The sequence below is a fragment of the Mycobacterium sp. 1165178.9 genome, from assembly GCF_001673555.1.
In the GTDB taxonomy this organism is placed as follows: domain Bacteria; phylum Actinomycetota; class Actinomycetes; order Mycobacteriales; family Mycobacteriaceae; genus Mycobacterium.
This window is the reverse complement of record NZ_LZMB01000344.1, coordinates 1-20,393: the sequence shown is the minus strand read 5'-3', so window position 1 is coordinate 20,393 and position 20,393 is coordinate 1. Positions and strand designations below refer to the sequence as shown.

The 20,393-nt window shown below is 65.2% G+C and carries 10 protein-coding genes, 1 tRNA gene and 2 pseudogenes; 8 read left to right on the top strand and 5 right to left on the bottom strand.

All coding sequences use genetic code 11. The features are described 5' to 3' along the window. Positions 1 to 1,081: zinc-binding dehydrogenase (locus A5652_RS14955; RefSeq protein WP_067352637.1), on the top strand; the 1,081-nt coding region annotated here is incomplete at its 5' end. A 31-nt stretch (positions 1,082 to 1,112) separates the two neighbouring features. On the opposite strand, the gene A5652_RS14950 is transcribed toward A5652_RS14955, so the two are convergent. Beyond that, positions 1,113 to 1,186: transfer RNA gene (locus A5652_RS14950), tRNA-Cys, on the bottom strand. A gap of 143 nt (positions 1,187 to 1,329) precedes the next feature. Between A5652_RS14950 and A5652_RS14945 the strand changes: the two genes are divergently transcribed. Continuing rightward, positions 1,330 to 1,734, top strand: a complete 405-nt coding sequence (locus tag A5652_RS14945; protein ID WP_082983914.1) for a nuclear transport factor 2 family protein — start codon at positions 1,330 to 1,332, stop codon at positions 1,732 to 1,734. Here A5652_RS14945 and A5652_RS14940 read toward each other — a convergent pair. Then, entirely contained in the window at positions 1,719 to 3,125 is a 1,407-nt protein-coding gene (locus tag A5652_RS14940) for an aldehyde dehydrogenase family protein (RefSeq protein ID WP_067352631.1), read from the bottom strand. The genes A5652_RS14945 and A5652_RS14940 overlap by 16 nt on opposite strands. A 232-nt stretch (positions 3,126 to 3,357) precedes the next feature. On the opposite strand from A5652_RS14940, the gene A5652_RS14935 reads away from it, so the two are divergent. Then, positions 3,358 to 4,278, top strand: coding sequence for a YgcG family protein (locus A5652_RS14935; RefSeq protein ID WP_067352628.1), 921 nt, complete (start codon positions 3,358 to 3,360; stop codon positions 4,276 to 4,278). On the opposite strand, the gene A5652_RS14930 is transcribed toward A5652_RS14935, so the two are convergent. Together A5652_RS14930 and A5652_RS14925 are read right to left on the bottom strand one after the other, a co-directional pair. Continuing rightward, entirely contained in the window at positions 4,268 to 4,966 is a 699-nt protein-coding gene (locus tag A5652_RS14930) for a Type 1 glutamine amidotransferase-like domain-containing protein (protein ID WP_067352626.1), read from the bottom strand. The two genes, A5652_RS14935 and A5652_RS14930, sit on opposite strands and share 11 nt — an antisense overlap. Continuing rightward, positions 4,966 to 14,880 (bottom strand): BTAD domain-containing putative transcriptional regulator, encoded by a 9,915-nt coding sequence (locus tag A5652_RS14925; RefSeq protein WP_082983915.1) that lies wholly within the window; start codon positions 14,878 to 14,880, stop codon positions 4,966 to 4,968. Before A5652_RS14925 ends, A5652_RS14930 begins: the two co-directional genes overlap by 1 nt. A gap of 238 nt (positions 14,881 to 15,118) precedes the next feature. On the opposite strand from A5652_RS14925, the gene A5652_RS14920 reads away from it, so the two are divergent. The 5 genes and pseudogenes from A5652_RS14920 to A5652_RS26800 all read left to right on the top strand — a co-directional run. Next, positions 15,119 to 17,689, top strand: a complete 2,571-nt coding sequence (locus A5652_RS14920) for a SpoIIE family protein phosphatase (RefSeq protein ID WP_067352620.1) — start codon at positions 15,119 to 15,121, stop codon at positions 17,687 to 17,689. Then, positions 17,689 to 18,015, top strand: coding sequence for an STAS domain-containing protein (locus A5652_RS14915; RefSeq protein WP_067352617.1), 327 nt, complete (start codon positions 17,689 to 17,691; stop codon positions 18,013 to 18,015). Before A5652_RS14920 ends, A5652_RS14915 begins: the two co-directional genes overlap by 1 nt. Positions 18,016 to 18,220: 205 nt before the next feature. Then, entirely contained in the window at positions 18,221 to 18,715 is a 495-nt protein-coding gene (locus A5652_RS14910) for a DUF3060 domain-containing protein (RefSeq protein ID WP_067352614.1), read from the top strand. 80 nt (positions 18,716 to 18,795) lie between these two features. Continuing rightward, positions 18,796 to 19,227: a nitroreductase family deazaflavin-dependent oxidoreductase gene (locus tag A5652_RS14905; RefSeq protein WP_067352612.1), complete on the top strand. Its 432-nt coding sequence runs from the start codon at positions 18,796 to 18,798 to the stop codon at positions 19,225 to 19,227. A 465-nt stretch (positions 19,228 to 19,692) separates the two neighbouring features. Then, positions 19,693 to 20,028, top strand: a pseudogene (locus A5652_RS26800) (class I SAM-dependent methyltransferase); the annotation flags it as partial. On the opposite strand, the pseudogene A5652_RS14900 reads toward A5652_RS26800, so the two are convergent. After that, positions 20,022 to 20,393, bottom strand: a pseudogene (locus tag A5652_RS14900) (class I SAM-dependent methyltransferase); the annotation flags it as partial. The pseudogenes A5652_RS26800 and A5652_RS14900 sit on opposite strands and share 7 nt — an antisense overlap.

Genomic DNA, 20,393 nt, shown 5'->3' with positions numbered 1-20,393 from the left:
CGGACTCTCGCTACAGGATGTTCCCGTCCCCACCCCGGGCGCCAACGAGGTTTTGGTGCGCGTGGAAGCCTCGCCGATCAACCCGTCGGACCTGGGCCTGCTCATTGCGAGTGCGGACATGACGAAGGCGACGGTCACGGGAACGCCGGAACGTCCCGTCGTCACCGCGTCCGTCGGCGAGGCGAGCCGGAAAGCCTTGTCCGCGCGACTCGACAAGTCGCTTCCGGTGGGCAACGAGGGTGCCGGCACCGTGGTGGCCGCGGGGTCCTCCGAAGCGGCCCAGGCATTAATCGGAAGGACGGTGGCGATCGCCGGCGGCGCGATGTATTCGCAGTACCGAGCGATCGATGCGTCCGCGTGTCTGGTTCTGCCCGACGAGGCCACGGCGAGGGAGGGCGCGTCGTCGTTCGTCAATCCGATGACTGCGCTCGGAATGACCGAAACCATGCGCCGCGAAGGACATTCGGGCCTTGTGCATACCGCTGCGGCGTCCAACCTCGGCCAGATGCTGGTCAAGCTCTGCCGGCAGGACGGGATACCGCTGGTCAATATCGTCCGCAAGCCCGAGCAAGAGGAGCTCCTGAGATCGCTCGGCGCAACATATGTCCTCAACTCATCAGCGCCTTCGTTCGCGACCGACCTCGTCGAGGCTCTCAAAGCCACATCCGCGACGCTCGCTTTCGATGCCACGGGCGGTGGGACGCTGGCCGGCCAAATCCTCAACGGCATGGAGGAGGCGGCCAACTCGTCCGCCGCGGAGTACTCGCGTTACGGGTCGAGCACCCACAAGCAGGTGTATATCTACGGCTCACTAGACACCAGTCCCACCGTGCTCAACCGGAACTTCGGCATGGCGTGGGGCGTGGGTGGCTGGTTGCTCACCTACTTCCTCCAGGGCGCGGGCGTCGAGACCCTCGGCCGTTTGCGGGCCCGTGTCGCGTCTGAGCTCACCACGACATTCGCGAGCGGCTACACGCAGGAGGTCTCACTTGCCGGCATGCTCAAACCCGACGCGTTCAAGTCCTACGTCAAGCGAGCGACGGGAGAGAAATTCCTCGTGACTCCGCAGGCCCTGCCCTGACTTCACGCGGCGCCCCACCTTTTTTCGGCCTTGGAGCGAGTGACGGGATTTGAACCCGTGTATACGGCTTTGCAGGCCGCTGCCTAGCCACTCAGCCACACCCGCACAAACCGCAACCATGCCACCGCAGGCCTGCATAGCCCAGAGTTTCCCTCGGCGCGATCATTTCGCCTAAACCCTGGTGTCGACGCGACCGCGCTGGCTAGCATCCGGCCCAAGGCGCGCCACAGGGCATTCGAGGAGTTCGCATGACAGAGTCAAGAGTGGAGATCGTGCAGAAGTTCAGCACGGCGGTCCGCGAGGGTGACTTCGAGGCGATGGGCCGTCTTCTGCACGACGACTTCGTCGCGCACGAAGCGGACGGTCTCCCATATAGCGGCGACTACCGCGGCCTCAGCGGCTTTCGCGATCTGCTGGCGAAGATGAACGACGCGATGACAGTCAGCCCGGGGCCGTTCACCTCGGAGCCGCTGGGTGAAAACGCTGTGGCGTTGCGCTTTTCGCTGACGTTCACCGCTCGAGCGTCGGGACATAGCGTCACCATGGATCTGATCGAGGTCTACACCCTGCGCGACGGGAAGATCGTCGACCTCGACGTGTACTACAAGGACCCGGCGGCGGTCACCGCGCTGCTCGATCAGAGGCCGATATAGACGGCCTTGGTGTTGAAGTAGGCCTCGATGCCCTTGCGGCCGCGCTCACCGCCCCACCCGGACTGTTTGTGACCGCTGATCGGCATCGACGGGTCCGCCGCAAGCGAGGAGTTCACCCAAATCTGGCCCGCGCGAAGCTCATTCACAACGCGGTGGGCGCGGGAAAGGTTCTCGGTCCAGATGGAGCCGGCGAGCCCGTAGTGCGTGTCGTTCGCGGCGGCGATCACCTCGTCCTCGTCGTCGAAGGGGATCACACAGCCGACCGGCCCGAAGATCTCCTCCTTGATGAGCCGCATGTCAGGCGTGGTGTTGGTGATGATCGTCGCCTCATAGAAGTAGCCCTTGCGGTCCATCGGCTTACCGCCGGTGAGCACCTGCGCACCGCCGGCGACGCCGTCGTTGACGATGCCTTCGACGCGCTTGCGTTGCTTGTCGCTGATCAGCGGTCCCAGAACGGAATCGGGGTCATCGCTCCCGCCCATCGGCAGCATCTGCGCGAATCCGGCGAGGCCCTCCACCACTTTGTCGTAGATGCCGCGCTGGACATAAATGCGCGAGGTGCACGAGCAGTTTTGGCCGGAACCGGCGAGCAGGCCCATGCCCGCCCCCATGATCGCCTTATCGAGGTTCGCGTCGTCGAACATGATCAGCGGCGACTTGCCGCCGAGCTCGAGCGTCAGTCGCTTGAGGTTGCCCGCGGCCGCCTTCACGATCAGCCGCCCGACCTCCGTCGACCCGGTGAAGGAGATCTTGTCGACGTCCGGATGGGCCGTGAGCGCGGCACCCGTGGTCTCTCCGTAGCCGGTGATGACGTTCAGGACACCATCAGGCAGACCGGCCTCGCGGAAAATCTCCTCCAATTTCAGCGCGGTGAGCGGCGTCTCCTCGGCAGGCTTGAGAACCGCGCTGCACCCCGCGGCGAGCGCGGGCGCAACCTTGAGCATCGCGACGAAAAACGGCCCATTCCAAGGGATGATGAGGCCAACCACGCCGACGGGCTCGAGCTGGGTGAAGGTGTGATAGGTCTCCCAAGTCCCGAGCAGGCCGTCGGAGACGAGATTGGCCGACTCGCCGTGGATCTTTCCGACCCAGCCGGCGTAATACTTCAGCATGTCCACCGAGACCGGGATGATGTGACGCGCGGCGGTCGTGTTCATGCCGTTGTCTTGGGCTTCGAGCGCGGCGAGCTCCTCGGTACGTTCCTCGATGATTCGCGCAGCGCGGAAGAGGACGTTGGCGCGGTGCGAAGCCGGGGCCTTGCGCCACACCCCCGACTCGAAGGTCTCGCGGGCCCGGGCTACCGCCGCGTCGACGGCCGCTTGGTCGGAATCGGGGACCTCCGCGATCTGTTCCTCGTTCGACGGGTTGAAGACCGCAATGGTGTTACTCAATGTTCCTCATGGCCCCTTCACTCACGGTTAATGCTGTCGTCGCGGTTGTCGTCGCGCGACAGAGGTTACGCGCTTAACCAGAGGGTGTCCAGTGTGCACGGCGATTATGCGGGGTGCAGGATGTGGGTGAATTCTGCTGGTCACCGCGGTGCCGGCAACGGATGCTCAATCCGCCGGCCGGGACGCACAAGCTACGCCCGCGCCGCCTCGGATTGGCGGCTAGATTACCCATATGCGGGTTTTTCGCCTGTTCGGCGTCGTCCTGACAATCCTCACAGCGGCGCTGCTTTGGGCAAGCCCCGCCGGCGCGCAACCGCCTTCCAAGCTCACCGATCACATCACCGACAGCACCGGGGTGTTGAGCGCTTCCGACCGTGCGGCGGTCAGCGCTGCCATCGATCGGCTCAACCGCGATCGCCACCTCCAACTGTGGGTGGTCTACGTCGACAACTTCTCCAGGTTCAAACCCGACAACTGGGCCGACCGAACACGCAGTGCCAGCGGGATGGGCGACCACGACGCGCTGCTGGCCGTGGCCACGAACACCGCGTCGTACACGTTCAGCGTGCCGCCGCAGATCCTTACAGCCGCCGAGACGAACAAGCTGCGTACTACCCAGATCGATCCGGTACTGGGCGCTAAAGATTGGAGCGGTGCCGCGGTCGCCGCGGCCGACGGGTTGGACAAGTCGACGAGCTCGTCTACACCCGCAAGTTCGTCGAAGCCGCTCTGGCCGCTCATCGCGATCGGCGCCGTCGTCGTCGTGCTTATCCTCGCGTTCCTCCTGCTGCTGGTGCTGTTGCGCGCACGCCGGCGCCGGCGCGCCGCCCGGAGTGGTGGGCATCTGGACATTGGCGCGGGCGATCATCCGGCGCAGCAGGCGTTGGCCACCGCCGACGCGAGAGTGCGTCAAATCTCCGACTATGTCGCCAGATATCGCTCCAACGTCGGCTCCGAGGCCCAGGCCCGGTTGGACGAGGCGAAACGGCACCTGGCAGCGGCACACGGCACGGAAACGGGGAACGGCACCGACGCGATCGCGTACGCCAACAGGGCCTCGACACTGGCCGCTCAGGCACAAACGCTGGCCAACTCCGACGTCGTCGAAGCGCACCGCACGCCACGCCGACGAGGCAGCGCGTCTACCCGGTGATCGGCCGGATCATCTCGGAGTGCGCCCCGCGAGCTCTCTCGAAGGTCAACCTGTGTGCGGGATGGCGCAGGGCCTCGATGGCGCCATCCATGTGCGCAATGACCCCACCACCGGTAGGGATTCCGAGGCCGGTGACCGATCCGTCAAGCGTCTGAATCGCACGCGACAGCCGCGCCCATCCTGCTCGCTCGTCGTGCGCGTCGACAACCAGCGGGACGAGATCGAAAACATCGAGTAGCTCCGTCCTCTCGGCATTCGGTGTCTCGACGATCCCATAGCGCCCGAGCTGGATCGCGCCAGCCGAAATGCCCACGAGCACCGCACCTTTGGCGTGCCGGCTTGAGATCACGTCTCTCATGCCGGTTTTCTCGAACGTATTCCAGCCCAGCCGCACATCGCCGCCCGCGAGGACGATCAACTGGGCACGATCGAGGAACGTGCGATCGTCGGGGCCAAACGACGAGTCGATCATGCGGCGATCGGTGACTCCCACGGCATCCATTGCCGCCTCGAAGATTCCGTAGAACTCGGTCCGATCGCCGTTGGAGGCGCCGATGTAGGCCGCGCTCGGCGGTGCTTCGTGAAATCCATCGAGGGCGCACTCAAGAAGGAGCCTGTCGTCACGCTTCCAGAACAGCAGCTGACTGTCCGCCAGCAGGTAGAGCGGTTGAGGTTGGGGCGCCGTCACTATGGCTCATCTTTGCCGGTGAGCTCGTCGAACCTTGCGAGCGCAGTGTCGAGGTCTGTCTCGTCGAAGATCTCGCATCGGCTGATCAGGTCACTTTTGAGCATCAAGACTTCGATCATCCGCCACTCTGCGGCAAGGCCCTCTTGTGAAGTTCCCTTCAGCACCCGGGTCGAGAGAACTCCGAGGTCGCTCAACCGATGCACAGCCTCGAGATAGGTGCTGGCGTCAGGTGCGATGTCCCACAGCGTGCGAGTAGCCGCCGCGAGATCAGGCGCCTCGAACGTTAGGAGCGGGCGATGGTCGACGTACACCGAGTCCAGTGCCGTCGGCGGGAGTTCGTGCCGATTTAACGCACTCTGGGCATTGGTGATCACCGACCATGTCTTCGCAAAAGCAGCCGCTGCACCCGCGGCGTAGCGAGCGTCGAGTTCCTCAAATGCGGCCTCGTGCTCGTCGCCGTCGAACAGGACGCGTGCTGCAATCTGGTTGTCGGCGTTGATTTCAAGGACGCCTAGCGTCTCAGACGCCTTGGACTCGGACCAGTGGCCCCAGACTGAATGACAACAGAGGAGGAGACGCTCGCCACGGATTGCGATCACGCTTGACGTCGCGTTGGTGACTCCGACGCCGGCCAGCGCCCGCAGGCTGGTGATCTCAGCCTCGCGACCGTGCCGGACGCCGGCGTTTACGACGCCACGACGATCATCGACGCAGACGTCGACGGCGAGCATGTCCTCGATCGCGGACCAGTCGCGGGCCGCGAAGTATGCCAGGAAGCGTTGCTCCACTTGGCTTGCCGTGTTTTCGACGCGCCGCGTCTTCGCTTCCAGTTCCTCGAAGCGGGCCAGCGCGGCATCGAGGTCCGCCTCGTCGAAAACCTCGCAGCGGTTGATCAGGTCACCGTCCAAGGTCAGAAGGTTAGCCTCGAGCCATTCGGCGTCGAAGCCGTCCGGCGACGTCCCATGCGTCGACTGGGTGACGACTGCTCCGAGATTGCTCAGCCGATGCACCGCATCGACGTAGATCTTGGCTTGTGGCATCACCTGCCATGTGGCGTGGATATACGGAACCAGGTCGCCCGGCGAAAACGCTCGGCCTCGCCGGTGGTCGAGATTGACCCAATCCGGCGTCGTCGAGGGAAGCCTGTGTTCGTTGAACGCGGCGAAAGCCCGCAAGAGAGTCGACCACGTCTGCTTATAGGGAGCCGCTTCTCCTGCCAGGTAACGTGTTTCGAGTTCCTCGAAGGCGGTTTCGAAGTCTTCGGGCTCGAAAATGACCGTAGCGGCGCATTGGTTGCCATCATTGATTTGCACGACGGACAGCGCCGCGGCCTGCGACGCTGCGGGCAGCGAATCCTGGCTGACGAAGGTGAAACGGATGAGCGCGAGACGCTCTCCGCGGGTCGCAACGACGGCCGCCCGCATGTCTGACATCCAAACCTCGGCGGTGGCACGCCAATTCGCCATCTCGACCTCGCGACCGAGTCGGATTCCGGCGTTTATGCCTCGACGGCGGTCGTCCGAGCGGAATTCATGATCGATCAGCTCCGCCATGGCATCCCAGTCGCGGGCCGCAAAGTACGCCAGGAATTGGTCGATTACCCGGGTCACGGCATTGCACAGGTGGGGTGCCGGCCGGCTGAGTTGGTCGAAGCGCTCGATCGCGGCATTCAAGTCGGTCTCGTCAAACACTTCACAGCGAGTGAGTCGGCAGCCATCGACAATGAGAAGCATCATCATGCGCCATTCGACGTCTAGGCCATCAGGTGATGATCCGTGTGCGCAATTGGTGATCAACGCCCCAACACTGTTGACTTTATGCACTTTTTCGATGTGTACGTGAAAATCTGGCGTGAGATCGAAGAGAGTGTGAACGGCCGACGTCATGTCGTCGGTGGCGAATAGTGTGCCTCGCCGATGGTCGATCGTCACCCAAGCCTCTGGTGGAAATTCATGCCGGTTGAACGTCGCGTGCACGCCTGCTACCGCCGCCCAGGCATCTGAATAAGCGGCGGCTTCGCCAGCGGCGTACCGGGCCTCAAGCTCGCTGAATGCAACGTCAATGTCGTCCACGTCGAACACGACTCGGCCTACGATTCGGTTTTCGGCGTCGATCTCGATGAGGCCGAGGACCTCGCTGTGGAATGCGTTGGGACCGTGCTCGGGGCCAATGAACCGGGTGCGACCGAGGAAGAGCCGCTGACCCCGGGTCGCGATGACATCAGACGTCATGTTCGTGATGCCGACGTCGGCCCACGCCCGCATATTTTCGAGGTCGACCTGTCGACCTACTTGGACGCCCGCCCCCACGACGCGACGACGATCGTCACTCGAAAAATCGTCAGCGGTCATCTCGGCCATCGCACCCCAGTTGCGTGCCGAGAAGTACGTCAGGAAGCGGTCGCTGATTTGGCTTGCTTTGTTTTCCAGTTGTCGTACGCGCGGATGCAGCTCATCGAACCTCGCGAGGGCGTTGTCAAGGTCCGACTCGTCGAAGACTTCCAGGCGGTCGATGAGGTCGCCTTGGATGGTTATAAGGCTGACCACTCGCCACTCGGCGTGGAAACCCTCACGCGAGGTTTCGTGCGTCACAGAGGTGACCACAGCGCCCAGGTCGTTGAGCCGATGCACCTCCTCGACGGAATTGCGAGAGTCAGGCGTGGCGTCCCAATTGGCAATCAGCGCTGACGTTTCACCAGGCGCAAACGACACTCCTCGCCGGTGATCGATATTGGACCAGTCGACTGTCGTCAAGGGGTGCTCGCGCCGATTCAGTACGGCGTAGGCGCGGGTGATCACCGACCAGGTGTGGGCGTAGGGGGCGGCTTCGCCGGCGATGTAACGGCAATCGAGTTCGGCGATGGCCGCATCGAAGTCGTCGACGTCGAACACGAAGCGTGCCACGATCCGCTCGTCCGCGTCGATTTCGACAATCTCCAGGGCGTCGGTGTGAAAGCCCTCGGGACGCTGGTCGCGGCCTGACGTTCGGATCCGACTGAAGACCAGGCGCTGACCGCGGATGGCGAGGACATCTGAGGCTGCGTTCGTAACGCCAATTGCCACAAGTGCACGTGCCTCGGCAAGCATGGCCTCGCGGCCTTGCCGCAATCCCATGCCGACGACCCGCCGACGATCGTCGTGAAAAACTTCGTCGGCCAGTCCTTGAGCGAGAGCTGGCCAGTCGCGGGCTGCAAACCTCTCCTGAAATCGTTTGTTCGCGCGGCTTGCCGCATTTTCCAATTGCGGCGCCGGTCGGATCAGCTGTTCGAACCTCGCAATCGCGGCGTCGATGTCCGACTCATCGAAAACCTCAGTGCGGTTGATCGTGTCGCCATCCACGGTGAAAACGGCGAGCCCACGCCACTCTGCGCGCAAGCCCTGTTGCGAGGTTTCATACGCCGCATAGGTGACAACCGTGGCGACGTCGCTCAGCCGATGTACTCGCTCGACGTAGACGTTGATGTCCTGCTCGGAGTCCCACCCCGCGCGGATGTATGCGTTCAGATCGCCGGGCCCGAAGGCGGTCTCGCGTCGGTGGTCGACGTTCACGCAGTCCGGCGTGGTTAAAGGCAACTCGTGCTTGTTGAGGGCCGCGTAACTACCCGCAACAGCGGACCACATCTTCGCAAACGGTGCCGCTTCGCCGGCGAGGTAGCGAGCATCGAGCTCGGCGATGGCGGCATCGAAATCGTCAAGGTCGAACACTACGACCGCTCCGATTTTCTCGCTAGCGTCCATCTCGACAACCTGAAGCACGTCGACCTGAACCGCCTCGCGATCGCCGCCGGCCCCGTGGAAGTGCATCAGGATTAGGCGTTCACCCCGGCTCGCGATGGCGGTCGACGCGATGTTCGTCAGCAACCCGACGTCGGTGGCCGCGCGCAGGTCCTCGATCGCGGCGGCTCGACCACGTCGGATCCCGGCATTAACCACCCGACGGCGATCGTCGTGCTCGTAGTCCTCGGCGAACAACGTTGCCGCGGAGTCCCAATCACGATCCGCGAAGAGCTCCTGGACGCGCTTGTATACCGTGCCCACCGCGTTTTCCAGCTGCGGTGTCGGGCGGCTGAGTTGTTCGAACCTTGCGATCGCAGCGTCAAGATCTGCCTCATCGAAGACTTCCGACCGGCTGGCAAGCTCACCGTCGACGGTCACGAGGCTGATCCCTCGCCACTCGGCGTCGAAACCGTCGTGCGAGCTCCCCTGTGCTGCATGAGTAAACACCGCGCCGAGGGTGCTGAGCCGATGCACAACCTCAACGTGAGTGTGGATGGTCTGGTCGAGATCCCATCCAGCGCGAACATAGTCGATCAGCTGACCGGGAGCGTGAGCCGGCGCGCGGCGGTGATCCACGTTGGTGAAATTCGGCGTAGTCAATGGTATTTCGTGGCCGTTGAGCGCGACGTAGCCGCTCGCAACGACCGACCATGTCTTCGCATACGGCGCCGCTTCGCCGGCGAGGTATTGGGTTTCGAGCTCGGCGATGGCGTCGTCGAAGTCTTCGAGGTCATACGAGACGACACTCGCGATCCGGTCATTGGCGTCGATCGCGACAACGTTGAGGGCATCGTCTTGGGCCACGTCGGGGTCGCGACCGGTGGCTCGAGTCCGTGCGAGGACCAGGCGGTCTCCGCGAATCGCAATGGCGCTCACCATCGAAAGTGTGAATCCGACTCCTGCCGCTGCCTGCAAGTCCCTGAGCACGTCATTTCGGCCGTGCTGAGGTTCGGCGCCTACGATTCGTCGGTGATCGATTCCGACGTAGTCGTCATTCACCATTTCGGCCATGGCGTCCCAGTCGCGAGCCGCGAAATGTGACCAGACGTGCTTGAATACGCGCGCGGCCACGTTTTCCAATCGCGGTGCCGGTCGGTTGAGCTGTTCGAATCTCGCGATCGCGGTGTCGAGGTCGGCCTCGTCGAACATCTCGCAACGGTTGACCATGGCGCCTTGGACCGTCGAAAGGGCAAGGTGCCGCCATTCGGCGTCGAAGCCCTCATGCGAAACGCCATGCGACGCAGCGCTGCAGACCGCTCCGACATCGGTCAACCTGTGGACAGCCGCGACGTACGGCCGGATCTCTTGCCCGATTTCCCACCCGGCACGGATGTATGCGGGAAGCTCACCGGGTGCAAACGCGGTGGTCCGCCGATGGTCCATAGTCACGCAATCGGGTGTCAGCGCGGGGTATTCGTGCCGCCTGATCGAGGCGTAAGTTCCCGTGATCACCGACCACGTTTCCGCGTGCGGCGCCGCTTCGCTAGCGAGATAACGGGCATCGAGTTCGGCGATGGCGGCGTCGAAGTCGTCGAGGTCGAACGCGGACATCGCCGCGATCCGGTCGTTGGCGTCGACTTCGATGATTTGGAGGAAGTCGACGCGAAATGTCTCCGATTCCAGTGTGCTTCGCGCATACCGGGCACGAGTGAGGGCCAGGCGCGCCCCACGGGTTGCCATGGTCTGTGAACTCGCATCCGTCACTTCGATGTCGGCGGCCGATCGGTAGTCTTCGATCGCAGCATCCGGGCCGCGCCGGATCCCGGAACCTACTACCGAACGACGATCGTCGCCGCAGTAGTCGTCGGTCAGGAGCTCGGTTATCGCGTCCCAGTCGCGGGCTTTGAAATACGTGTGGAGGCGCTCGTATGCCCGCGTCGCGGCATTTTCCAGTTGATGCGCGGGCGGGTGCTCGGCCTCGAGTTGAGCGTAAGCCGCGTCGAGTTCGGCCATCGCAGCGGCCATGTCCTCGACGTCGAACCACACCTGTCGCACAACTTGGCCATTCTCGTCGATGGCGTATAGCTGGAGAAGCTCGTCGTGCGGCGCTCCGGGACTCTCGTCGAAAGCGGTCGTGACCAATCGCGACAGAGCCAGCCGCTCGCCTCGCGCAGCGATCATCACATGGTCGACACGCGCGACGCCCGCCTCGAGATCACGCCTCATCTGACGTCGCACCGCGTCCGATGGGAGGGCCACGCCGACGATCTTCCGCCGATTCTCGATCGAGACATTTGGTGCGAACAACCGCTCGAACTCATCCCAGTCCTTGCGATGAATGGCGGCCATCACGCGTTCACCCACTCGCACGCATTCGCTGTCCAGTTCGACAACGGGCACCTCGGGAGGAGCCGGGGTGGGCGGCTGAGCAGGCGTGCCGAGAACTTGGCGGGCCATGTCGGCAAGCGCCGCAGCGCCTTTGCGCTCGTACAAATCGACCGACCGCTCGGCCGCGGCGCGCGCTCCCACGATGTCGCCGGCGGCGCCCAGAACGGTCGCCAGTGTCAGGCAGGCGTCGCCGTGATCGACCAGGGCGTCGGTGCGTTCGGCCAGACTGACCGCCTCCTCGGCGAGCCGGCGGGCCCCGTCGTAATCGTTGTTTCGCGCCAGTAGGTGTGCCCGAAGCGTCCGCCATGCGATCGACGCCTTCAGCGCGTGCCCGGCGAGACGCTCACTCTCCGCGCATAATTCACGGGCCTCGTCATCGCGATCGAGCGCAAGGCACCCCCGGCCCAACAGGGCGGCGGTCTCGGCGGTGTCGGCGTCCAGGCCCATGCGACGAAAGCCGTTGTAGGCCTTTCGGAGATGGGACTCCGCGGCGGATGCATCATTGCCGATGAGTTCGACGATGCCGGCGAACTGTTCAACTTCCAGCAACGCGTGGCGCAGGCCGAGCTCGGTGAGTGTGCGACGGGCCGAGTCGATCATCCGCCGTGCCGCCGCCGTGCGGCCGCGGAAGGCCTCCAGGACGGCCTGGCATCGCGTCGAGGTGGCCTCGACGGCGGGGGAGTCGGTCGTGATACGCAGCAGCCGGACCACGTCGAGACACCTTCCCCCTGCGCGCGGAACCGGATTGGGGCCCCACAGCGCCGCGAGCGGCGCACCCGCCAACACCGCGTTCACCCGGCGGTGTTCGCGCGCCCGACGCGCCGCGGTGAGGGCGTCGTCCAAAGCGATCTCGCAGTCGCCGATTCGCCCGAGACGCGCCAGGCACCCGGCGCGGACGGTGTGCGCCTTGGCCTCCCCGGCGGCGTCGTCCAGCTCGGCGAGTTTGGCGGCGGCCGCACCCAACGCGGCTTCCACCTCGTCGAGCCGCTCGGGATGAATCAGCATCGACAGTTGACCGTCGAAGCACGTCGCCCACGCCGCCAACCGGGCCGAATCCGCTGCCGCGGCTTGCAATTGTGAGACCGCACCGGCAGCGGAGGACACGTCGCCGGCGGCCAGCAAGGCCTCGCATCGGGCGACCAAAAGTTCAACGGTCTGGTCGTCGCGGTCGGGAAGCTCGTCGTCGATGTCCTCGAGCGCGTGCAGAGCTTGATCGTACAGATCGGCGGCACCCTCGTAGGCGAGTCGTGCCATCGCCTGGTCGGCGGCACGCCGGCAGTAGAAGGCCGCCTTGGCTGCGTTTCCCGCCCAAGCGCATTCGAAATAGTGATGCGCCAGTTCGGCCAGCAGCTCGTCGTCGGCGCCGGGCAGCGTCTCGAGTGTCGTGGCGATGCGCTGGTGCAGTCGCATGCGCCGCACGGACGCCAGCTCGGCCAGCAGTGATTGCCGGACGATGGCGTGGTTGAACCGGTAGTACCCGCCGGGCTCTTCGATGACGATGCCGGCTTGGCGCGCTTCGTCGAACGCGTCGATCAGGTCAGTCCCGACCACCCGCTCGACCAGCTCGAGGGCAAACCGGCTGCCGACGACCGCGGCCGCGGCAAGCGCCTTGTTGGTATCGACGGGAAGCCGAGAAAGCCTGCGGCTCACCGCTTCCCGCACGCCCTGGGGCAGGGTGCTCTGGTCCCACACCCCGCCGCTCTCATCGACATGCCGCAGGGCTTCGATGAGGAAGAAGGGGTTACCGCCGGTGACAGACGCCAATGCGTGGGCGAGTTCCTCGTCGTCGTAGCCCGCCTCGGCCACATAGGCCGTCACGTCGTCCTCGTCGAGTCCGCTCAGCGTAAGCCGATTGGCCGTCCCGTCGCGGTGAAGGTCGGCGAGCGTCGCGGCGAGGGGATGGGAGCGGTCGAGGTCGGTGCTGCGGTAGGTGCCGACGATCTGGACGCGCGCATGGTCACCGAATCGCAGCAGATGCCGCAACAGGAGCAGCGTCGGTTTGGCTGCCCAGTGCAGGTCGTCGACGATCATCACGACCGGCGCGCTCTTGGAGGCGATTTCCAAAAGAGCGACGACAGCGTCGAACAATGCGTAGCGCTCGGTGTCGGGGTCGGCGTGTGCCGGGGAGGTGAGATCGGGCACGACATCGGCCAGGCCGGGCACGAGCGACAGCAACGCTTCGGCGCCGCGCAATCCTCTCAGCCGGTCTGCGCCCACGCACGGCGCGAGTGAACGTAGCGCTTCGGCGAACGGCTGATAGGGGGCTCCGAGATCTTCGTCGCAACGGCCGTACAGCACGACCGCCCCTTGCTCGTAGGCCTGCTGCGACCATTCACCGGCCAGACGCGTCTTGCCGACGCCCGGTTCGCCGGCAATCAATACGGCGCGCACACCGCCGGCCAGCGCCGTCTGCCACGCCGCAAGCAGCCCCTCGAGTTCGCGGCCACGCCCTACGAACGGCCCGGGGCCGACGAGTACGGCGGGGAAGTTGGGCCGCTCCATCGGCGTCTCGGGCATCGGCGAATCCAATTGGTCCGCACCGGTTTCCAGTCGCAACTCGAAAACATGCTCGGGCCGCGCGAGGTTTTTGAGCTGACGCATTCCCAGGTCGGTGAGCATGACGTCGTCGGCCAGCGAGTCGACGACCAGTTCGGCGGTCGCACCCGAGCACAGGATTTGGCCGCCTTCGGCCAAGGACCGAAGGCGCGCGACCCGGTTGACCGCTCGGCCGAAGTAGTCGCCGTCGCGCAGCTCGACCTCGCCGGTATGCATCGCCATGCGGACATGGATGGGGTCCCGCGACGCCCACGGCTCGTGAGCAATCGCGTCCTGCAGCTCGATTGCCGCCGCGACGCCCGCAGAAGGACGGTCGAAGACCGAAAACGTCGCGTCACCCTCGCCGCGCGTCTTGATCAGCCGACCGCCACGTGACGTGACGATCTGTTCGACCAGCTCATCGTGGCGGGCCAGCGCCACCGCCATGGCGTCGGCATCCGCCTCCCACGCGGCCGTCGACCCCTCGATGTCGGTGAGCAGGAATGTCACCGCACGCGTCACCGACGAAGAGTTCTGTGCGACAGCGATATCCAGCGAGGCGTCCTGTGTGACGATCGCCGCCTCGAGCCGGCGAAGTTCTGGCCCCGGGTCGACTCCAAGGTCGTCGGCAAGCAGCGACCGAGCCCGTTGATAAGCGCCGAGGGCCTCACCTTGGCGGCCGGCGCGGTACAGGGCGAGCATCAGCTGGCCCCATCGCCTCTCGCGCAGCGGAGCGTCAGCCACCGCGCCCTCGAGATCACCGATGAGTTCGGCGGCGCGACCGGTGGCCAGCAGGGCGTCGGCCCGGTCCTCGACCAGGGCCGCGTGGCTCTCAACCCATCGCGTCCTTTCGGACGTTCCGCGTCGGCCATCGGGCAGCTCGGGGGTTCCGCGCCAGAGGGCAAGGGCCTCGTCGAAGCGGGCCAGAGCTTGGCTGGTGTCGCCCGCGGCGGCGGCATCGCGACCCAGCCGCGCCGCCGATTTGTAGCGCGCGGCATCGACCTCGCTCTCGGCGAGAATCCACCCGGCGCCCTGGGTCACCACATAGCCGTCGCCGAGGGTGCGACGTAGCGACGAGATGTGGGTCTGCAGGGCCTTAACGGCGGTGCGCGGCGGATCCTGACCCCAGAGCAGCTCGACGAGGGTGTCGGCCGGCACGACGGAACCGCTGTGCAGTCCGAGCATCGTGAGGATGGCGCGCGCTTTCGCGCCCGGTATGACGACGGACGCTCCGTCTTGCCGGACCTGGAGAGGTCCCAAAACCCCCAGTTCCACCGATGAAAGGTTACTCACGTCAGCTATCTTCGGCGGCACAATTCAATACCTGGTCAAGATCGGGTAAAGCACCGCTGCCTGCGGTTCGTCGAACGCTTGCAACCTCGCGTGACCTCGGTAGATGCCGGCTAGCTACTCAGCCGGCAGTCGCCGATTCGTATATAAAAAGGCCAGCGTGGTGCCGGCCCGTCCAGTACCGAACATCCTTGGTTCACCCGACCGTTTACCGTTGGTACCTATGGACAGCGACCAGGGCGAGTCCGCCTTCACCTGGCAGGGCCGGCGCGACCTGGTGAGCCGGATGCATGATCAGCTCGACGAGCTCGTGGCGGCGCGCGACCAGATGGAACAGCTGGTGCGGGTCATCGTCGAGATCGGCTCCGATCTGGACCTCGACGTGACGCTGCAGCGAGTCCTTCAAGCCGCGATGGAGCTGACCGGCGCGCGCTACGCCGCCTTGGGGATCCGCGCCTCCGACGGGGCCCTCGTTTCTTTCGTGCATGCGGGAATCGACGTTGAAACCGCGCGGCGGCTCGGGGATCTTCCGGTCGGGGATGGTCTGCGCGTCGATGATCTGAGCACCCATCCCGACACCGCCGAGTTGGCCGGACACGAACCGCCGATGCATGCGCTCCTCGGGATCCCGATCACCGTCCGGGCGGCCAACTTCGGCAGCCTGTACCTGGCCGACGATCGGCCGGGTCGAGTCTTCTCCAACACGCAGGAAGGCGCCGTGCGCGCCATGGCCACGGCGGCGGCCGCCGCCATTGACAATGCCCGCCTCTTCGAGCGGGAACGCGAATCGGCGAAATGGACGAAGGCAAGCCGCGAGATCACCACGGCGCTGCTGTCCGGTGACCCCCAGACGGGGCCGTTGCAGCTCATCGTGAATCGGGCTCTGGAGCTAGCGGGCGCCGAGCAGGCCATCTTGCTGGTTCCCAAGGAGGCTGAATTGCCCGTCGATCAGGTCGACACCCTGGTCGTCGCCGCGACTGCGGGCCGGTACTCCTCGGAGGTGATCGGTCGACAAGTTCCGATGGAAGGCTCGACCACCGGCGGGGTGGCCCGCCGCGGCATACCGCTGATCACCGATTCCTTCCAATATCCGATCGAGGGCTTCACCGACGTCGGTGAACGCTCCGCGATCGTCATGCCGCTGATTGCGGACGACGCGGTGCTTGGCGTCATCGCCGTGGCCCGCGACCCGCACCAGCCCGCGTTCGGTAACGATTACCTCGACCTGGTCAGTGACTTCGCCCGGCACGCTGCGATCGCCTTGGCGTTGGCCGCGGGTCGCGAACACGCGCTCAACCAGGAACTGGCCCAAGCCGACACCGTCGATGACGCGGTACAAGCCGCCGCCGAGGAACTGCGGCGGCTGTGGCGGGCGCGCCGGGTCCTGGCCGTCACCTTCCCGACGCAAAATTCCTCCACTGAAACCGCGTTCGGCGCACCGAGGGTGGCGTCGGTGGGCGAGCCCGCGCAGTGGGCCGACTTGCCACCACACATCCAGGAGGCGATCAGCGCTTTGCGCGACGGCGACCTGCTCACCCCCAATGCGTCGACACCTGGAACGGCTGGCATTGCGCTGCAGCACCCCGAAGGCGTGCTCGTCGTCTGGATGGATCTCACCGCGCAGCGTCCGTTCACCCTCGAGGACCAGACCCTGCTTACCGTCCTGGCCGGCCGCCTCGGTCAGGGTTTGCAGCGCGTGTACCAGGTCGATCAGCAGCGCGAGACCGCGCTGGCGCTGCAGCACGCGATCCTGGGTCCCGCCGATCTGCCCAACGGTTTCGCGGTGCGCTATCAGGCCGCGACGCGGCCACTGCAGGTGGGAGGTGACTGGTACGACATCTTTGACCTCGACGACGGGCGCATCGCGTTGATCGTCGGCGACTGCGTCGGCCATGGCCTGGCCGCGGCCACCGTGATGGGCCAGGTACGCAGTGCGTGCCGCGCGTTGCTGTTCGAAAACCCAAGTCCCAGTGCGGCTCTCGCGGGTATGGACCGCTTTGCCGCGCGGCTGCCCGGCGCGCAGTGCACCACGGCGGTCTGCGCGGTGCTTACCCCCGAGAGCGGTGAATTGGTTTACTCGAGCGCCGGCCATCCGCCGCCGATCCTCGTGCACGGAGACGGCAGCACCCAGATTCTCGACGACGGCCACACCATCGCCTTGGGGATACGAGGAAATTGGGTTCGCCCGGAAGCCCACGCGATCATCCCGGCGCGTTCGACGCTGTTGCTCTATACCGACGGTCTGGTCGAACGTCGCCGCATTCCGCTCGACCATGGCATTTCCCGCGTGGCGGCCGTGGCGCAGGATTCCCGCGCATTCACCCTGGAGGACGTGGCTAACCAGGTCATGTCCCGCGTCGCCCCGCTCGGTGGGTACCAGGACGACGTGGTGCTGCTGCTCTACCGCCACCCGGCCCCGTTGGAGTTGAAGTTTCCCGCTGACGCCAGCCAGCTCGCGCCCACCCGAAATGCCTTGCGCAACTGGCTGACCCGAGCCCGGCTGGACCCCGATCAGGCCCTGAACGTGCTCGTCGCCGCCGGGGAAGCCGTCGCCAACGCCATCGAGCATGGTCATCGTCATAGACCGCAGGGGACAATTCGGTTGGGAGCGGTGGCACTCGGCGACGAGGTCCAGCTGACCATCACCGACACGGGCTCATGGAAGGCTCCGCAACCGGCTTCGTATCCCCATCGCGGTCGGGGCATCCCGCTGATGCGAAGCCTCATGCGCGACGTCGACATCCGGCCCGACGCGGGCGGCACCACCGTCCACCTATCCACGAGGATCACCTGATGACCACCCCGCTCACGATTGACACCGCACGCGGCGGCGACGGGAATTTTGTGCTGGTCGCCGAGGGGGAGATCGACATGAGCAATATCGATGCGTTCAGCGGGGCGCTGGCCAGCGCCGCGATCGAGGCCGCCGGCGACGACGCAGCGTTGCTCGTCGACCTCAGCGCGGTGGAGTACCTGGACAGCGCGGCCATAAACGCCTTGGCCGCTCACGCCGACAGCATTAAGCTCGTCGCGCACCCCATCCTCATGCCCGTGCTAAGGGTCAGCGGTCTCACCGAACTGACCACAATCGAACCCGCGGCGCCGACAGCGGGGCACTGACGTCTCCCAGACATCACGTTCGCCGCGAGGTGATTTTTGCTCGCCCACTGCGCGTGGCGTCAGGTCGCCGCGCTGAAGGCCAGCGCTGACGCGTTACGACCAGGTTTGGCGAGTCGTCGTCTCGAACGCTGTCCGATTCACACCGGCGGCGCGGACGCGCTAGCGTTAACGCTTCTCAATGTGTAATCCGAAGGATTGAATCAATATGTCCGGGGTGATGATTCGGCTGGGCATCGCCACGACGACGACGCTGCTCGTCGCGGTGACAGGCGCGGCGCCGGGCAACGATAAATCGGCTGGTGCGACAGGCATCGTGCTGATGGCTGGTGTCGCGACCTCGCCGGAGGCTGTGGTTCCTTCGCCGGCGGGACGCTGGCCTGCGCCCCTGGACGTCGCACCCGAAAAAATCGACAAGAGCGTCTCGACCGTCACCTATGACTGCGGGAATCAATCTCCCATCAATGTCGTGAGCATCGACTCCAATGTCACCTTGAACGGCTCGTGCGGTGAGGTGGATGTCAGCGGTTCTGCCAACACGGTGAATCTGCAAACGGTCGCCATTATCAAGGCCACCGGCTCGGGCAACCACATCACCTGGCAACAAGGGCCGGGCGGAGCGCCGCCTCAAATCAGCAACCCGGGCGGCAGCAATAGCATCGTCGGTCCCGCCGGCATACAGGCACCGTTCGCCAGAGGCTGATTCAGCTCGAATGTCAAAGCGGCACAGTGTAAGTCCAGAGTACGGTGGCCAACACCCGCGCCGCGTGACACGATGGCGCAGTGGCTGACGACGCGCTGAACTCGGAACGGGAATTCAACGAACAGAACATCGAAGAGTTTCGCCGTAACGGCGGCAAAGTGGGCGGACAATTCGAGGGCTTCCCGCTACTGCTGCTGACTTCGACCGGTGCGCGCAGCGGCGCCCAACGGGTCAACCCGGTCGCCTACTTCGATATCGACGGCAAAATCTATGTCGTTGGCTCCGCGGCGGGCCGGGACAACAATCCCGCCTGGGTGCACAACATTCGCGCCAACCCTCGCGTGTCCGTCGAGATCGGCTCGGAGCCCGCGAAGCCCGCGATCGCGCGCGAATTGCCGTGTGACGAAAGGGATTCGGTCTACCCGGTGGTAGTCGAGCGCGCCCCCGGATTCGGTGAGTACCAGCAACGCACGGATCGGCTCATCCCGGTCTTCGAATTGGTCATCGACTGAAGACACGGGCTGCCAACGGGGTTCGTTCATGCTCGCCAATCGGGCACGTCGACGGGTCAATTGCCGCACAATGATAGGCGCGGGCTAAGCCGGATACCTACATCTATCACCGCCCGCCTTGCCCGAACGACGAAGTGAGGTCGGCGATCAGCCGTGCCGATGGTGACTGTGCGCCCGGTTGGGGCTGGAGCGTCGATCTGAACGAATGCGTGTTCTTGGCCCCTGCTGCGAATGGACCGGGTGGACCCGGTGGCCCAGGAGGACCGGGTGGCCCCGGGGGACCGGGTGGACCTGGGGGACCGGTCGAACCTGGGCGTCCCGGACCGCACTAGATGACCCGCCCACCTGCGGCGACCTGACACTCGGACTCGCGAACTAGCGGGGCTGCGGGCGATGGGAACTACACGTGCCCGTCGGTCGTTATACCAGCTAAGTAAGGTGTGATTCCGAGGGGGAAAGAGCCGCATGCCACGCAAAGACAACGACACCTGGGATCTGGCCACCAGTGTGGGCGCGACCGCGACCATGGTCGCAGCCGCGCGAGCGATCGCGACCAGCGCGGACAACCCGCTGATCGAAGACCATTTTGCCGAGCCGCTGGTGCGCGCCGTCGGGGTGGACTTTTTCACTCGCTGGGTCGCAGGCGACCTTGCCGCCTCCGACGTCGACGACCATGAGTCGGGCTGGAAGCTCGAACACATGCCCGCCGCGATGGCCGCCCGCACCCGATTCTTCGACTCGTTCTTCTACGCCGCGACGCAGGCCGGGATCCGACAGGCGGTGATTCTGGCGTCAGCGCTGAGTGCGGTGATGTTGTCCAGCAGGCGATCCTGCGCCTCCGGCGGCAGATACCCGAAGAGTCCCTCCGCGATCCAGGCCGTGGGCTGACTCTCGTCAAAACCGGCTTCCGCCAGAGCCTTTGGCCAGTCGTTGCGCAGATCGACGGCGACCGTGCGCAGCTCGGCCTGCGGCGCGGCGAGCAGCTTGGCCAGCGTGGCGGCCTTGAATTCGATCACCTGCGGTTGGTCGATTTCGAAGACGGTCATATCGGCCGGCCACGCCAACCGGTAGGCCCGGGCGTCCAGACCCGACGCCAGAATCACCGCCTGTCGGATCCCGGCCTGCGTCGCGGCGTAGAAGAACGAGTCGAAGAATCGGGTGCGGGC

Excerpts from the sequence above, each read along its gene's own strand:
- A5652_RS14945 (WP_082983914.1), top strand. The coding sequence starts at position 1,330 with ATGACAGAGTCAAGAGTGGAGATCGTGCAGAAGTTCAGCACGGCGGTC.
- A5652_RS14935 (WP_067352628.1), top strand. The coding sequence starts at position 3,358 with ATGCGGGTTTTTCGCCTGTTCGGCGTCGTCCTGACAATCCTCACAGCG.
- A5652_RS14920 (WP_067352620.1), top strand. The coding sequence starts at position 15,119 with ATGGACAGCGACCAGGGCGAGTCCGCCTTCACCTGGCAGGGCCGGCGC.
- A5652_RS14915 (WP_067352617.1), top strand. The coding sequence starts at position 17,689 with ATGACCACCCCGCTCACGATTGACACCGCACGCGGCGGCGACGGGAAT.
- A5652_RS14910 (WP_067352614.1), top strand. The coding sequence starts at position 18,221 with ATGTCCGGGGTGATGATTCGGCTGGGCATCGCCACGACGACGACGCTG.